Origin of the sequence: Sphingomicrobium astaxanthinifaciens (genome assembly GCF_022865105.1) — a bacterium.
GTDB classification, from domain to species: domain Bacteria; phylum Pseudomonadota; class Alphaproteobacteria; order Sphingomonadales; family Sphingomonadaceae; genus Sphingomicrobium; species Sphingomicrobium astaxanthinifaciens.
Map to the genome: position 1 here is coordinate 1018192 of NZ_JAKNYM010000002.1, position 14762 is coordinate 1032953.

Sequence of the window (14762 nt, forward strand, 5' to 3'; positions counted from 1 at the left end):
ACTTTAGCTTCCAAGGGGTCGGCTCATGCCGCAACTTGCACAAATTGCGGAAATCTACGCCTCGCAGCTGTTCTGGCTGACGGTCTTCTTCGGCGCCATCCTGGTCTTCATCGGCTATGGCATGGTGCCCAAGATCCAGAAGACGGTGGACCTGCGCGACGACAAGATCGCAGCCGACCTCAAGGAAGCCGAAGCGGCCCAGAAGGCCGCCGACGCGCTCGAGGAAGACTATCGTGCCGGCCTCGACGCCGCGCGCGCCGATGCGGCCAAGGCCAATGCCGAAGCCAAGGCGACCGCGGCCAAGAAGACCGAAGCGAGCCTCAAGCGCGCCGAGACCACGATCGACAAGAAGCTTGCCGCCGCCGCCGCGGAACTCGCGCAGCAGCGCGAGGCTGCCCGTGCCGAACTCGAGGCGATGGCGGCCGAGGCGACGCAGGCGATGGTCCAGAAGGTCGCTGGCCTCAGCATCGACCAGCGCACCGCGACCGCCGCGGTGAAGAAGGAACTCACCCATGGCTAACCTGCCCGGCGAGCCCGTGATCGAAACCGAGGTCGCGACCCACGCGGACGCCGACTATACCTATTTCACCGATGGCGCCGTCTGGGTCGCCTTCGCGATGATCGCCGTCATCCTCCTCATGCTGTGGAAGAAGGTGCCGAGCGCGATCGGCAAGTCGCTCGATGCCAAGATCGCGGCGATCCGCGAGCAGCTCGACGAGGCCAAGCAGCTGCGCGCCGAGGCCGAAGCGCTGCGCGCCGAATATGAGGCCAAGGCCAAGGCCGCGCAGCAGGACGCCGACGCGATCCGCGCCCGCGCCGAGGACGAGGCCGCCGCGCTGATCGACAAGGCCGCCGCCGACGCCAAGGAAATGGTGGCGCGCAAGAAGGCGATGGCCGAGGCCAAGATCGCCGCCGAGCAGCGCGCCGCGATCGCCGAATTGAAGGCGACCGCCGCGATGGCCGCGCGCGATGCCGCCACCAGCATCATTGCCGACAAGGCCGATGCGAGCACCGATGCCAAGCTGATCGACGAGGCGATCACCAAGCTCGGCTAAGAGCCTTGCGCAAGAACAGGAAAGGGCCCGGAGGCAGACGCTTCCGGGCCCTTCTTGTTTGCGCGAAAGCGAAAAGGCGAGGATGGCCATCGCCATCCTCGCTCCTGTCTCGTCTTCCGCCCCATGTTCTCCCGTGGTGCGGAAATCTCTCTCGTTACGATTGCTTGTGGAGCTCGCCGCGTTCGCTGACGCCTTCGAGGGCGATCTGCTCGGCCTCGCCATCGGTCTGGCGGGCAATGTCGCCGAGGCTCACCATCCCGACCAGCCGGTCGCTGTCGTCGATCACTGGCAGGCGGCGGACCTGGCACTCGCTCATCTTCCTGGCGGCGCTTTCGACATCCTCGCTCGAGCGGATCCTCACGGGGTCCTTGCTCATCAGCTCCGAGACCGCGCAATCGGGGTCCTTGCCTTCGGAAATGCCGCGCACCGCGACGTCGCGGTCGGTGATCATCCCGACGAGCCTGTCGCCGTCGCACACGGGGATCGAGCCGGTGTCTTCGCTGAGCATGAAGCTGGCAGCCTTCTTCACCGATTCCGACGGCGAGACGGTCTTGATGTCCTTGGTCATGACTTGATCGATCTGCATCGTTACGCTCCCACTTTTCAGTTGTGATTCAACAAATTAACGGGAGCGCAACAGCGGTCGTTCCGGGCCTAGGGCGTGTTTTCGGTGAGGAGAGTGTAGGTCGCGACGAGCTCTTCATCCTGGTTGAAGATCTCGACCGCCCACTTCACCACGCCGGTTTCCTCCGACTTGATCGACTTGGACTTGACGGTGATTTCGACGCGCATGCTGTCGCCCGGGTAGAGCGGGGTGAGGAACTTCAGATCCTCGATGCCGGTGTTGGCCAGCACGGGGCCGGGCTCGGGGTCGACGAACAGCCCGGCAGCGAAGCTCAGGATCAGATAGCCGTGGGCGACGCGACCCTCGAAGATGGGGGACGCCTTGGCGGCTTCCTCGTCCATGTGCGCGTAGAAGGTGTCGCCGGTAAAGCGGGCGAAGCGCTCGATGTCCTCGAGGTTCACCGTGCGGCTCTTGGAGAAGAAGGTCTGGCCGAGCTCCATCTCGCTCATCTTGAGGCGGAAGGGGTGGACGGGGCTCTCATGCTTGGGCGCTCCCGCGACATATTGGCCGCTGATCGCCGCGATCATCGCGGGGGTCGACTGGATGGCGGTGCGCTGCATGTAGTGATGCAGGCCGCGCACCCCGCCCATTTCCTCCGACCCACCGGCGCGGCCGGGGCCTCCGTGAACAAGGACGGGGAGCGGCGAACCGTGGCCGGTCGAGAGCTTGGCATTGTCGCGGTTGATGACGAGCATGCGGCCGTGGAAGGCGGCGGCGCCGCGCACGAAGGTGGCGGCGGCAGCCTCGTCGTGGCTGAACATCGACAGCGCGAGGCTGCCCATGCCGCGATTGGCGAGCGCGATGGCGTCATCGACGTCCTTGTAAGGCATGATGGTGGCGACGGGGCCGAAGGCCTCGACATCGTGCACCGCATCGGCGCTCCACGGATCATCGGCGCGCAGGAGGCAGGGGGTGATGAAGGCACCGCCCTCGGTGCCGACATCGGCGTCGGGATCGCCGTAGACGATGCGCGCGCCGCCTCGGGTCAGCTCGGCGATCTTGGCGCGGACGTCGTCGCGCTGCGAGCAGCTGACGAGCGCGCCTAGCTGGGTCTCCTTCTCGCGCGGATCGCCGATAGTGAGCGCGGAGAGTCTTTCGTTCATCGCCTTCTCGACGGCATCGAGCTGGGCCTCGGGCACGAGTGCCCGGCGGATGGCGGTGCACTTCTGCCCCGCCTTAACCGTCATCTCGCGTACCACCTCGTCGACGAAGAGCGTGAATTCGGGGCTGTCGGGGCCGGCATCGGGGCCGAGGACGGAGGCATTGAGGCTGTCCTGCTCGGCGACGAAGGTGACGCTCTCCTCGAGCACGGTCGGGTGGTTCTTGAGCTTGTTCGCGGTCTGCGCCGAACCGGTGAAGCTGACGACGTCCTGCCCGCCCAGATGCTCGAACAGGTCGCCCACGCCGCCGACGATGAGCTGGACCGCGCCCTCGGGCAGCACGCCCGTCTCGATCATGATGCGGAACGCGGCCTCGGCGAGATAGGCGGTCGCGGTGGCGGGCTTGACGATGCAGGGCATCCCCGCGAGCAGCGTCGGCGCGACCTTCTCGAGCATCCCCCAGACGGGGAAGTTGAAGGCGTTGATGTGGACCGCCGCGCCCTGCTTGGGGGTCATGATATGCTGGCCCACGAAGCCTGGTTCCTTGGCGAGCGGCTCCTGTTCTCCGTCGAGCAGGACATGCGCGTCGGGCAGCTTCTTGCGGCCGGTGGAGCTGTAGCTCAGCAGCGTGAGCGCGCCCCCGTCGATGTCGATCCAGCCATCCTTGCGCGTCGCGCCCGAATGCGGATTGAGCGCGTAGAGCTCTTCCTTCCGCTCCATGATGGCGAGCCCGAGCGTCTTGAGCATCCACGCGCGCTCATGGAAGGTCATCTTCCTGAGCGCGGGGCCGCCGACGTCGCGCGCATGGGCGAGCATGGCGGCGAAGTCGAGCCCGTCCGAGCCGGTGGCGGCGATGGTGCTGCCGTCGATCGCGCTGGGGATCGCGCGCAGGTCGCCGGCGCCGCGGGTCCATTCATCGCGCGCATAGTTCAAGAGCTCGGGGGTCTTCATGGATTCTTCTCTCCTTGTTGCGCGTCGGTGTAGCGGGCCGGGGGGGAGCGCGGCAACCACCCGCGACCCTCCTCCGATCCGGACCCTTTCGCGCGCGCGGCGCGGCGCCCGGCGCGGTATGAGACGGCCATGGACATGCGTCACCAATTCGACCCGGCGGACTGCCCCGCCGCCCCCGCCCGACCCCGCCGGTCGGCGTGGAAGCGCGCGCTCATCGACGTGCCGACCTATCCCCGCCGGGTCGAGGACAGTCGCTCGCTGCTGGTGCCGCGGGCCGAGGCGCTCCCCGAGGCGCGCCGCCGCGCGATCGCCCGCACGGTCCGCGAGGAACGCGCATCGCTCGGCGCGCGCGCGGGGCGACGACGGCGCGGCCGCGGGGCTGGGGCGCAAGCTCGTGGTCGCGCTGGTCGGGGTGACCTGCGGCGCCGGGCTCGCGCAGGCGCTGGTGACGGGGCTGTCGACCCTCGCGCGCTTGATCGGCTGACCCGCCGGCGCGCGCGGCGTCGATCGCGCGGGTCGGAACGCCAGGGCGGTGCGCGCCGATCGCGGGCGCGCGTCGGCGCTGACCTGGTGGTTACCACCTTCCTACTGGCAGGCGCGTTGGCGCCGGGAGACCGGGACGCGGGCGCGCGGCGGCCGGCCTATTTGCCCTTGAACACCGGCTTGCGCTTTTCGAGGAAGGCGGCGACGCCCTCGCGATAATCCTCGGTGTAGCCAAGGCGACGCATCTCGTCGCGCTCGAGGTCGAGTTCGGCCTCGAGGCTGCGCTCGCCCGTGGTGCGGATGAGTTTCTTGATCGCGGCGAGCCCGAGCGGGGGGAGGCTGGCGAGCCGGTGCGCGGTGGCGCGCACTTCCTCGGCAAGGAGATCGTCGTCGACCACCTTCCAGATCAGCCCCCATTCGGCGGCTTGCTCGGCGTCGAGCGGCTCGCCGGTGAGCGCCAGCCCGAGCGCGCGCTGCTGGCCGATGAGGCGCGGCAGGTGCCAGCTGCCCCCGCTGTCGGGCACGAGCCCGATCGCCGAGAAGCTCTGGATGAAGCGCGCCGAGCGCGCCGCGAAGGTCAGGTCGCAGGCGAGCGCGATGCTCGCCCCGGCGCCCGCGGCGACCCCGTTGACCGCGCACAGGACGGGCTGGGGCAGGGTGGCGATGGTGCGAATGAGCGGGTTCCAGCTCTCCTCGACCGTCTCGCCGAGGTCGACCGCCTCGCCCGGCGCGACCTTGCGATCGTTCAAGTCCTGTCCTGCGCAGAAGCCGCGTCCCGCCCCGGTGAGGACGAGGACTCGCGCGTCATGCACCTCGCGGATCGCGCGCTTCAGCTCGGCATGCATGTCGGCGGTGAAACTGTTCAGGCGGTCGGGACGGTTGAGGGTGAGGGTGGCGACATGATCGTCGCGCTCGATGAGGATGGTCTGCTCGGTCATGCGCCCTTCCTAGTGCGCGCTCGGCACGCGCGCCAGTGGTTGCGGGCCCCGGTCGCGCGGGCGGGACGGGTGCGGCGCGCGCGGGCCGGGCCGCCCGCCGACGGCGTGATCGCCGCGACCTTTACGCGCTGGCACCCTCAAGGGGCGGCGCCTCAGCCCTTGACATAGCTTTCGAGATAGCCGCAGCGGGTGCAGCGATAGACGGTCACGGGGGTGGTGGCGGCCTTGCTCGTCTTCAATCCCCACCAGCGCTTGTCGGGCGCGCCCGCGTGGAAGCTGGCGACCTTCTTCTCGCCATAGCCATGATCGACGACATAGCCCGCATCGATCTGGCTCGACTGGCATTTGGGGCAGCTTCGCATCATGAAGGGTCCTCTCGCGGCGGGTGTCAGCGGATCGGCACGGGGCCGATCTCGAGCCGCACCCCGGGGTCGGCATAGCCCCATCGGGCGCGATCCCCCAGCGAGGCCGCCAGCGTGTCGATCACCTTGGTGCCGATCCCGCTGGCCGAGGCGAGGCGGTCGGTCACGTCGGCGGTCGCGATGCCGTCGTCCTCGCAGCACAACATCAACCGCGCCTCGTCGAGCGCGCGGAGGCGGATGGCGATGTGCCCGTCGGCGCGCCCGTCGAACGCATGCTTGGCCGAGTTGGCGACGAATTCGTTGACCACAAGGGCGAGCGCATTGGCGCGCCCCGTGTCGATCTCGATCTCGTCGACGCGAAGGTCGAGCCCGATCGACTCGGGCAATAGCTGGCGAAGCCCCGCCTCGATCTTGCCCATCATCCCCGCAAGCCCGACCAGGTGGTCGCTGTCGGCGACGGTCATCGCCTCGTGCACCGCACCCAGCGCCGACAGCCGCGCGGCGACCGAGGCCAGCGCGCTGCGCGTTTCGGGATGGGCGGACTGACGCTGCTCCATGTGGATCAGCGCATGCATCATCGACAGCGAATTCTTGGCGCGATGGTCGATCTCGCGCTTGAGCAGACTCTCGCGCTCGAGCTGCAGGCGAAGTTCGAGTTCGCGCATGACCCGTTCGGCGAGCACGCGCACCAGCTCGCGCTGCTGCCGGTCGAGGGTGCGCGGGCGCGTGTCGAGGACGCACAGGGTGCCGAGCGGCAGCCCCTCGCTGCTCTTGAGGAGCGCGCCGGCGTAGAAGCGGAACCCGCCGTCGCCGATGCACAGCGGATTGTCCGCCATCCGCGGGTCGCTGAGCGTATCGGGGATCTCGACGAAATCGTCCTCGAGGATGACATGGCTGCACAGGCTCGTATCGAGCGGGGTCGATCGCACCCCCAATCCGGTCTCGGCCTTGAACCACTGCCGCTCGGCATCGATGAAATTGACCACCGAGACGGGCGCCTCGCAGAAGGTCGAGACCAGCGCGACGATGTCGTCGAATTCCTTCTCGCGCGGGGTGTCGAGCACCCCGTAACGCCGCAGCGCGCGCAGCCGCTGTTCTTGCTCGGGATGACAATCTGCAATCATTTCTCTGCCATAACATTCACCCGTTTCGATGCAAGCGAATGAAAGCACGTGCTTTTTGCCGGTTTGAAAAAAGGCGCGGTTGCGCCTATCTGGAGGACATGTATACGACCGAACTCGACAAGCAGAAACAGCCCCCCGAGGGCGCGAACGTCACCGCGATCGACGGCGCGGAGGATCCCGCGCTGGTCGAGGCCTTCGAGGCGCGGGTCGCCGCCGACGAGTTCATCGAGCCCAAGGACTGGATGCCCGAAGCCTATCGCAAGACGCTGGTGCGCCAGATCTCGCAGCATGCGCATTCGGAGATCGTCGGTATGCTGCCCGAGGGCAACTGGATCACCCGCGCGCCTTCGCTGCGCCGCAAGGCGATCCTGCTCGCCAAGGTGCAGGACGAGGGCGGGCACGGGCTCTACCTCTACTGCGCCGCCGAGACGCTCGGCACGAGCCGCGAGGAAATGATCGAGGCACTGCATTCGGGCAAGGCCAAGTACAGCACCATCTTCAACTACCCCACGCTGACGTGGGCCGACATCGCCGCGATCGGCTGGCTGGTCGACGGCGCGGCGATCATGAACCAGGTGCCGCTCCAGCGCGCCAGCTACGGCCCCTATGCGCGCGCGATGGTACGCGTGTGCAAGGAGGAAAGCTTCCACCAGCGGCAGGGCTATGAGGCGATGCTGGTGCTCGCGAACGGTACCCCCGAGCAGAAGCGGATGGCGCAGGATGCGATCAACCGCTGGTGGTGGCCGAGCCTCATGATGTTCGGTCCGCCCGATGACCAGTCGCCCAACACCGAGCGCTCGATGCGCTGGCGGATCAAGCGCGAGACCAATGACGAGCTGCGGCAGAAGTTCGTCGACATCACCGTCCCGCAGGCCGAGTTCGCGGGCCTCACCGTGCCCGACCCCGACCTGTCGTGGAACGAGGCCAAGGGCGGCTATGATTTCGGCGAGATCGACTGGGAGGAATTCTACGCCGTGGTGCGGGGCGAGGGCCCCGTCGCCAAGGAGCGCATGAAGGCGCGCCGCGATGCGTGGGAGGATGGCGCGTGGGTGCGCGAGGCGGCCGACGCGCACGAAGCCAAGAAGGCCGCGCGCAAGGTCGCCTAGGGACGCCCGGCCCGACACCGCCGGCTGGCGACGGTCGGCTGGACGCGACCGGGCTCGACACGGCTGGCTGGACAAGCCCGCCGCCATGCGCCTAAGCCACGCCCGTCAGGAAAAGGGGAGAGATCGCGTGTCCGATTGGCCGCTCTGGGAAGTGTTCGTCCGCGCCAAGGGAGGATTGAGCCACCGCCACGTCGGCAGCGTGCATGCGCCCGACCGCGAGATGGCGCTCAACCACGCGCGCGACACCTATACCCGTCGGCTCGAGGGGGTGTCGCTGTGGGTGGTGAAGTCGAGCGACATCGTGGCGAGCGATCCCGACCAGTCCGGTCCCACCTTCGAGCCCGCCGCCGACAAGGTCTACCGTCACCCGACCTTTTACGAGATCCCCGACGAAGTGAAGCATATCTGATGCCCAGCCTGCCGACGATCAGCGAGAAGGACGAGGCCCGCGCCGCCGCCAGCGACGCCGGCGCGCCCGAGGGCAGTTTCGATGCGCCGACCGCGAGCGCGCACGACGAGGCGACCATCGCCTATGTCACGAGCCTGGGCGATGACGCGCTGATCCTCGGCCAGCGATTGTCCGAATGGTGCGGCCATGCCCCCGCGCTCGAGGTCGATCTCAGCCTTGCCAACATGGGGCTCGACCTTATCGGCCAGGCGACCAACTGGCTCGGCCTCGCGGCGCGGCACGACGAGCGGTACGCCAATGCCGACGCGCTGGCCTTCCATCGCGACGTGCTCGATTTTCGCAACTGCCTGCTCGTCGAACAGCCCAATGGCGATTTCGCGCAGACGATGGCGCGCCAGTTGCTGTTCTCGACCTGGCAGCACCTGCTGCTCGAGCGGCTCGCGGGCGCGTCCGACGAGGCGATCGCGGGGATCGCCGCCAAGAGCGTCAAGGAAGTCGCCTATCACCGCGAGCTGAGCCACGACTGGGTCGTCCGGCTGGGCGATGGCACCGAGGAGAGCAAGCGGCGGATGGCCGCGGGGCTCGACTGGTGCTGGCGCTTCATCCCCGAACTGTTCGAGGTTACCGAGGAACTCGAGGCGCTGGTCCAGCGCGGGATCGCGGTCGACCCGCGCAGCTTCGAGGAAGAGTATCGCGCGGCGCTGGCGGCCACGCTCGAGGAGGCCACGCTCGACGCGCCGGCCGAGCAGCGTCCCATCCTCGGCGGGCGGCGCGGCCACCATTCGGAGCATCTCGGGCACCTGCTGGCGGTAATGCAATATCTGCCGCGCACCTATCCCGAGGCCAAGTGGTAGCACGATGAGCAGCGATCATTTCATCCCGCTTCGCATCGCCGCGATCACCCGCGAGACCGAGGATGCCAACTCGATCACCTTCGATGTCCCCGACGAGCACAAGCCGTTGTTCGCCTTCAAGGCGGGGCAGCACCTGACGCTCAAGGCCGAGATCGACGGCGAAGAAGTGCGGCGCAACTATTCGCTGTGCGTCGCCCCGCACGAGGGCCAACTCAAGGTCACGGTCAAGCGGATCGAGGGCGGGCGCTTTTCCAACTGGGTCGGCGATCGGCTCGAGCCGGGCGACACGCTCGAGGTGATGCCCCCGCACGGCAGCTTCACCTACCCCTTCGCCGAGGACGCGCCGCCGCGCCATTATGTCGGCTTCGCCGGCGGCTCGGGGATCACCCCGGTGATGAGCCTCATTCGCACCGCCCTGTCGGTCGAGCCCGAGGCCCGGTTCACGCTGTTCTACGGCAACCGCGACAGCGCCAGCGTCATCTTCCTCGATGCGATCTCGGACCTCAAGGACCGCTACCTGTCGCGTTTCCAGCCGTTCCATTTCCTGTCCGACGAGGAAGGCGAGGTCGAGCTGTTCAACGGCATGCTCGATCGCGCGACCTGCGATGCGGTGATCGAGCAGCTGCTCGAGGACCCCGCGACGATCGACGCCTTCTTCATCTGCGGCCCCGGGCCGATGATGGATGCTGCCGAGGCGAGCCTGCTCGAGCATGGGGTCGACAAGGAGCGGATCCATATCGAGCGCTTCACCGCCTCCACCCCCTCGGCCGCCGAGGCGCGCAAGGTCATGGCCGCCAAGCAGCAGGCCGCGGGGCACAGCTTTTGGGTCAATCTCGACGGGCGCGCGCGCAGGGTCGAGTTCAACGGCGAGAACATCCTCGATTCGGCGCGCGAGGCGGGGCTGCCCGCGCCCTTCGCTTGCAAGGCGGGGGTGTGCGCGACCTGCCGCGCGCGGGTGGTCAAGGGCAAGGTCGAGCAGGCCGCGCGCTACGGGCTGACCGACGAGGAGATCGCGGCGGGCTACGTGCTAACCTGCCAGTCAGTCCCGGTAGGTGACGAGGTGCGCGTCGATTATGACGCCTGACGCCTTTACGGCCACTGCGGTTCGGGGCTAAGCCCTCCACCCATGTCAGGACTGTTTTCAGGGCTCGAGCCCATAGAGCCGGACGCGTTGCTGCAGCTGATGGTGATGGCGCGCGCCGATGACCGGCCGCACAAGATCGATGCCGGCGTTGGGGTCTACAAGACCTCGGACGGCGCGACCCCGGTGATGCGCGCGGTCCGCGAGGCCGAGCAACGGCTCCACGATACGCAGGACAGCAAGGGCTATCTCGGCATGCGCGGCGATGCGGGCTATGCCGAGGCGGTCGGTCGGCTGTTGTTCGGGCCGCTGTGGGGCACCGACCGGCTGGTCGGGCTGCAGACCCCCGGCGGGTGCGGCGCGCTCGCGCTCGGCTTCGCGCTGGTGCGCGCCGCGCGTCCCGACGCCAAGGTCTGGGTGGGGACCCCGACCTGGCCCAATCACGAGCCGCTCATCAAGGGCGCCGGGCTGACGATCGAGGCCTATCCCTATTACGACAAGGCGAGCGCCAGCATCCAGTTCGACGCGATGGTCGCCGCGCTCGAGCGTGCCGACAAGGGCGATGTCGTGCTGCTCCACGGCTGCTGTCACAACCCGACCGGCGCCGACCTCGATGCCGGCCAGTGGGCCAAGGTGCGCAGCATCATCGCCGCGCGCGGGCTGATCCCCTTCATCGACATCGCCTATCAGGGGCTCGGCGACGGGCTCGAGGACGACGCGGCGGGTACGCGCGCGCTGGTCGAGGCGGTCGACGAGGCGATCGTGGCGCAGAGCTGCGATAAGAATTTCGGCATGTACCGCGACCGCGTCGGCACGCTGTTCGTCAAGGGCAGGGACGGCGAGGCGACCAAGCTGGCATTGGACTGGATCATGCAGCTGGCGCGCGAACTGTGGTCGATGCCGCCCGACCATGGCGCCGCGGTGGTGCGGATCGTGCTCGAGGACGAGGCGCTGCGGGCCGACTGGCGCGCCGAACTCGACGGCATGCGCGAACGCATCAACGGGCTGCGCAAGGCGATCGCGGCCAGCGATCCGCGCTTGTCCTATATCGGGCGGCAGAAGGGCATGTTCTCGATGCTGCCGGTCACGCCCGAGCAGGTGGCGCGACTGCGCGAGGAATTCGCCATCTATGTCGCGGGCTCGGGGCGGTTCAACATCTGCGGGATGGGCGATGACCAGGTCGACTATTTCTGCGACAGCGTGAAAGCAGTGATCGATGGCTAGTCTGGCTGACCCCGCTGCGCGCACCGACAAGCTGGCCTTCGCCTGGGAAGACGTCGCGCGTCTCGTCCTGACCAGCCGCGAGATGGACCGGCTCGAGGAAGAGGAGCTCGTCCCCGCGCGCAAGGTGCTCTACCAATTCAGTGCGCGCGGCCACGACATGGCGCAGGTCATGCTCGGGCTGCACCTGCGCGAGGGCGATGCGGCCTGCGGCTATTATCGCTCGCGCCCGATGCTGCTCGCGCTCGGGGTTGAACTGGCCGATGCGCTGGGCTCCAACATGGGGCGCGAGGGCGGCTATTCGGACGGGCGCGATATCGGCGTCGTCTTCAACTATCCCAACCCGGGCGGGGCGCATGCGCTGCCGATGTGCGGCGGGGTGGGGGCGCAATATACGCCCGCCGCCGGCTGGGCGCAGGCGATCACCTACAAGGCCAAGGTGCTGGGCGAGAAGGACGATGGTGCGATCGCGGTGGTGCTGGGTGGCGATGCGAGCTGCGCGACCGGCGGTTTCTGGTCGGCGCTGACCATCGCCACGACGCAGAACCTGCCCTTGCTCTTCTTTATCGAGGACAATGGCTACGGCATCTCGGTGACGAGCGATTACCAGACGCCGGGGCGCAACATCGCGGCCAACCTTTCGAGCTTCAAGAACCTCACCATCTTCGACGGTGACGGCACCGATCCCGAGTCCGCCGCCAGGCAGATCGGCGAGGCGGTGGCGCATGTCCGCAACCGCAAGGGGCCGGTGCTGTGCCGCCTCACCGTGCCCCGGCTCGAGGGGCATAGCGCGCAGGACACGCAGGCCTACAAGTCAGACGAGGAAAAGACCGCCGAATGGGCGCGCGATCCGCTGCCCAAGCTGAAGAAGCTGGCGGACAATCTCGACTGGGACATGATCGAGGCGTCGGTGGCGCGCGAGGTCGATGCGGCCCGGCAGGAAGCCGAGGCCCGCGCCGTGTCCGACCCCGAGAAGGTCACCAGCGGCGTCTTCTTCGAGGGCGAACAAGCCAAGGTCGGCGGGCAGGCGGGGCTCAGCCTCGAGGGCACGCACGAGGACCCGCGCCCCGAGGGGCAACGCATCAACATGGTCACCGCGATCCGCCGCGTGCTCGACCAGGAACTCGAGGCCAACCCGAAGATGAGTGTCTTCGGCGAGGACGTCGGCCCCAAGGGTGGCGTCCATGCGGTGACGCTCGGCCTCCAGGACAAGTATGGCAAGGAGCGCGTGTTCGACACCTCGCTCAACGAGGAAGGCATCGTCGGACGCGCGATCGGGATGGCGATGGCGGGGCTCTTGCCCGTGCCCGAGATCCAGTTCCGCAAATATGCCGAGCCCGCGACCGAGCAAATCAACGATTGCGGCACCATCCGCTGGCGCACGCACAATCGTTTCGCCGCGCCCATGGTGCTGCGCATCCCGGGCGGCTTCTTCAAGTGCGGCGACCCGTGGCACAGCCAGACCAACGAGGTGCAGTTCGTGCACAATCCGGGCTGGCGCGTCGCGGTCCCGTCCAACGCCGAGGATGCGGTCGGGCTGCTGCGCATGGCGCTGCGCGGCAACGATCCCACCATCTTCTTCGAACATCGCGCGATGCTCGACGACAGCTGGGCACGGCGGCCCTATCCGGGGGACGGCTATGTGCTGCCCTTCGGCAAGGCGAAGAAGACGATGCAGGGCGACCGGATCACCATCGTGACCTGGGGCGCGATGGTGCCGCGCTGCGAGGCAGCCGCGAAGGACATGGGCGCCGACGTCATCGACCTGCGCACGCTGCAGCCGTGGGACAAGGACATGGTGCTCGAAAGCGTCGCCAAGACGCACCGCTGCCTGATCGTCCACGAGGACCTGCGCACCGGCGGCTTCGGGGCGGAGATCGCCGCGGTGGTCGCCGACGAGGCGTTCCTCGACCTCGACGCGCCGGTCGAGCGGGTGACGATGCCCGACATTCCCTCGCCGCATCACCCAAAGTTGCTCGAAGCCGCGGTCCCCTCGGTCGAGGATATCCGCGCCAAGATCACCGAGATGCTGGAGTTCTGATGATCGACGTTCTCGTTCCCGAGGAACAGGAAGGCACCAAGGCGGTCGTGCGCGGCTGGCTCAAGCAGGTGGGCGAGCGGGTCGAGGAAAACGACCCGCTGGTCGAGCTCGAGACCGACAAGGTGACGCAGGAAGTGCCCGCGCCCGCGAGTGGCGTGCTCACCGAGATCCTGCTCGACAGCGATGCCGAGGCCGAGCCCGGTGCGCTGCTCGCGCGGATCGACGCGGCGGGCGAGGCGAGCGAGCCGGCCGCGAAGCCCGAGGCCGCGACGACACCCCAGCCGCAGGCGCCCGCATCCAAGCCGGCCGCCAAGGCGGAGGTCTTGCGCGAGACGCGCTTGTCGCCCGCGGTCAAGCGCGCGGTCCTGCAACATGGCATCGACCCCGCGCATATCGAGGGCACGGGCCGCGACGGGCGCGTCACGCTCGAGGACGTCGACAAGGCGGTGGCGTCGGCCACGGTCAGCCATGTTGGCGCCCCCAAGACCGCGCAGCCGCGCGTCGTCGAGGGCTTCGATTCGGCCGACATCCCGCACGACCGGATGCGCCGGACGATCGCGCAGAACATGGTCAAGGCGGTCTCGCAGGCGCCGCATGTCACCGCGCTGTTCGAAGCCGATTTCTCCGCGATCGCGGCGCACAAGGCGGCGATGAAGGCGAAGGGGGTCAAGCTCAGCTACACCGCCTACATCGTCAAGGCTGCGGCGGAGGCGATGGCGGTGGCGCCCGCGATCAACGGGCGCTGGGAAGAGGACCGCATCGCCATTTCCGACACGATCGACATCGGCGTCGGCACCGCGCTTGGCGACAAGGGGCTGGTCGTGCCCGTGGTGCGCGATTGCGGCGGCGCGAGCCTCGAGGAGATCGGCAGGCAGCTCGGCGAACTCACCGACAAGGCGCGCGCGGGCAAGCTCGATCGCAAGGACGTGTCGGGGGGCAGCTTCACCATCTCCAACCATGGCGTGTCGGGCAGCCTGCTCGCCGCGCCGATCATCCTGCACCAGGGGCAGGCGGCGATCCTCGGCGTCGGCAAGCTGGAAAAGCGGGTCGTCGTGCGCGAGCTCGACGGGCAGGACGTCATGGTCATCCGCCCGATGGCCTATGTCACGCTGACGATCGACCATCGCGTCGTCGACGGGCACCAGACCAACGGCTGGCTGGCCCGCTTCGTCGAGATCCTCGAGCAGTGGCCGCCCGCTTGAGGCGGTGATCGAACGCCCCCCGCGAAAACCGGCTTAAACCGCGCAAAACCGCCGCTTTTCTGGTGCCTTTTCGCCGCACCCGGGAAGATTATGCCGAATTGTGACAAATCGCCACGCGGCTGTCACATTTCGCGGTTACCGGCCCGGCTGAGCGTCGCTGCGGCTTAGGAGGCGGTGGCGCTTGTAAGTCTTTTTTGCGGGGATCAATCA

General features: G+C 68.1%; 14 protein-coding genes. 9 read left to right on the forward strand and 5 right to left on the reverse strand.

From position 1 onward, the window contains the following. The first annotated feature begins 25 nt into the window (after positions 1–25). Both L8951_RS09035 and L8951_RS09040 read left to right on the forward strand, forming a co-directional pair. A complete protein-coding gene (locus tag L8951_RS09035; RefSeq protein ID WP_244382683.1) occupies positions 26–520 on the forward strand; it encodes a F0F1 ATP synthase subunit B family protein in 495 nt (164 codons plus the stop codon). Beyond that, the gene (locus L8951_RS09040; RefSeq protein WP_244382684.1) at positions 513–1055 is read left to right on the forward strand and encodes a F0F1 ATP synthase subunit B family protein; all 543 of its coding nucleotides are present in this window, start codon (positions 513–515) and stop codon (positions 1053–1055) included. Before L8951_RS09035 ends, L8951_RS09040 begins: the two co-directional genes overlap by 8 nt. Positions 1056–1209: 154 nt before the next feature. Here the strand turns inward: L8951_RS09040 and L8951_RS09045 are convergent, their stop codons facing one another. The 5 genes from L8951_RS09045 to L8951_RS09065 form a co-directional block, all read right to left on the reverse strand. Further along, a complete protein-coding gene (locus tag L8951_RS09045) occupies positions 1210–1641 on the reverse strand; it encodes a CBS domain-containing protein (RefSeq protein ID WP_244382686.1) in 432 nt (143 codons plus the stop codon). 68 nt (positions 1642–1709) lie between these two features. Further along, positions 1710–3731 carry a phenylacetic acid degradation bifunctional protein PaaZ gene (gene paaZ, locus L8951_RS09050; protein WP_244382687.1) on the reverse strand — a complete coding sequence of 674 codons (2022 nt, stop codon included), beginning with the start codon at positions 3729–3731 and terminating at the stop codon, positions 1710–1712. A gap of 641 nt (positions 3732–4372) precedes the next feature. Beyond that, complete coding sequence (gene paaG, locus L8951_RS09055; protein WP_244382688.1) at positions 4373–5152, reverse strand: 2-(1,2-epoxy-1,2-dihydrophenyl)acetyl-CoA isomerase PaaG; 780 nt, start codon at positions 5150–5152, stop codon at positions 4373–4375. Between the two features lie 152 nt (positions 5153–5304). Then, complete coding sequence (locus L8951_RS09060) at positions 5305–5517, reverse strand: hypothetical protein (RefSeq protein ID WP_244382689.1); 213 nt, start codon at positions 5515–5517, stop codon at positions 5305–5307. Between the two features lie 23 nt (positions 5518–5540). After that, a complete protein-coding gene (locus tag L8951_RS09065; protein ID WP_244382690.1) occupies positions 5541–6638 on the reverse strand; it encodes a GAF domain-containing protein in 1098 nt (365 codons plus the stop codon). Between the two features lie 98 nt (positions 6639–6736). Between L8951_RS09065 and paaA the strand changes: the two genes are divergently transcribed. The 7 genes from paaA (at position 6737) to L8951_RS09100 (ending at position 14552) form a co-directional block, all read left to right on the forward strand. Further along, complete coding sequence (paaA, locus tag L8951_RS09070; protein WP_244382691.1) at positions 6737–7744, forward strand: 1,2-phenylacetyl-CoA epoxidase subunit PaaA; 1008 nt, start codon at positions 6737–6739, stop codon at positions 7742–7744. A 127-nt stretch (positions 7745–7871) separates the two neighbouring features. Beyond that, positions 7872–8153 carry a 1,2-phenylacetyl-CoA epoxidase subunit PaaB gene (paaB, locus tag L8951_RS09075; protein ID WP_244382692.1) on the forward strand — a complete coding sequence of 94 codons (282 nt, stop codon included), beginning with the start codon at positions 7872–7874 and terminating at the stop codon, positions 8151–8153. Beyond that, positions 8153–9007, forward strand: coding sequence for a 1,2-phenylacetyl-CoA epoxidase subunit PaaC (paaC, locus tag L8951_RS09080; protein ID WP_244382693.1), 855 nt, complete (start codon positions 8153–8155; stop codon positions 9005–9007). Before paaB ends, paaC begins: the two co-directional genes overlap by 1 nt. A 4-nt stretch (positions 9008–9011) precedes the next feature. After that, complete coding sequence (locus L8951_RS09085) at positions 9012–10091, forward strand: ferredoxin--NADP reductase (protein ID WP_244382695.1); 1080 nt, start codon at positions 9012–9014, stop codon at positions 10089–10091. Between the two features lie 42 nt (positions 10092–10133). After that, entirely contained in the window at positions 10134–11312 is a 1179-nt protein-coding gene (locus L8951_RS09090) for an amino acid aminotransferase (protein WP_265535980.1), read from the forward strand. Then, positions 11305–13350 carry an alpha-ketoacid dehydrogenase subunit alpha/beta gene (locus tag L8951_RS09095; protein ID WP_244382697.1) on the forward strand — a complete coding sequence of 682 codons (2046 nt, stop codon included), beginning with the start codon at positions 11305–11307 and terminating at the stop codon, positions 13348–13350. The genes L8951_RS09090 and L8951_RS09095 overlap by 8 nt, the downstream gene beginning before the upstream one ends. Beyond that, positions 13350–14552, forward strand: coding sequence for a dihydrolipoamide acetyltransferase family protein (locus L8951_RS09100; RefSeq protein ID WP_244382698.1), 1203 nt, complete (start codon positions 13350–13352; stop codon positions 14550–14552). The genes L8951_RS09095 and L8951_RS09100 overlap by 1 nt, the downstream gene beginning before the upstream one ends. Positions 14553–14762 lie beyond the last annotated feature (210 nt).

Bases quoted from the DNA above. Each gene is read 5' to 3' on its own strand.
- paaG (WP_244382688.1), bottom strand. From the start codon at position 5,152: ATGACCGAGCAGACCATCCTCATCGAGCGCGACGATCATGTCGCCACC.
- L8951_RS09090 (WP_265535980.1), top strand. From the start codon at position 10,134: ATGTCAGGACTGTTTTCAGGGCTCGAGCCCATAGAGCCGGACGCGTTG.
- paaA (WP_244382691.1), top strand. From the start codon at position 6,737: ATGTATACGACCGAACTCGACAAGCAGAAACAGCCCCCCGAGGGCGCG.
- L8951_RS09065 (WP_244382690.1), bottom strand. From the start codon at position 6,638: ATGATTGCAGATTGTCATCCCGAGCAAGAACAGCGGCTGCGCGCGCTG.
- L8951_RS09035 (WP_244382683.1), top strand. From the start codon at position 26: ATGCCGCAACTTGCACAAATTGCGGAAATCTACGCCTCGCAGCTGTTC.
- paaC (WP_244382693.1), top strand. From the start codon at position 8,153: ATGCCCAGCCTGCCGACGATCAGCGAGAAGGACGAGGCCCGCGCCGCC.
- paaZ (WP_244382687.1), bottom strand. From the start codon at position 3,731: ATGAAGACCCCCGAGCTCTTGAACTATGCGCGCGATGAATGGACCCGC.
- L8951_RS09100 (WP_244382698.1), top strand. From the start codon at position 13,350: ATGATCGACGTTCTCGTTCCCGAGGAACAGGAAGGCACCAAGGCGGTC.
- L8951_RS09045 (WP_244382686.1), bottom strand. From the start codon at position 1,641: ATGCAGATCGATCAAGTCATGACCAAGGACATCAAGACCGTCTCGCCG.
- L8951_RS09095 (WP_244382697.1), top strand. From the start codon at position 11,305: ATGGCTAGTCTGGCTGACCCCGCTGCGCGCACCGACAAGCTGGCCTTC.
- L8951_RS09060 (WP_244382689.1), bottom strand. From the start codon at position 5,517: ATGATGCGAAGCTGCCCCAAATGCCAGTCGAGCCAGATCGATGCGGGC.
- L8951_RS09040 (WP_244382684.1), top strand. From the start codon at position 513: ATGGCTAACCTGCCCGGCGAGCCCGTGATCGAAACCGAGGTCGCGACC.
- L8951_RS09085 (WP_244382695.1), top strand. From the start codon at position 9,012: ATGAGCAGCGATCATTTCATCCCGCTTCGCATCGCCGCGATCACCCGC.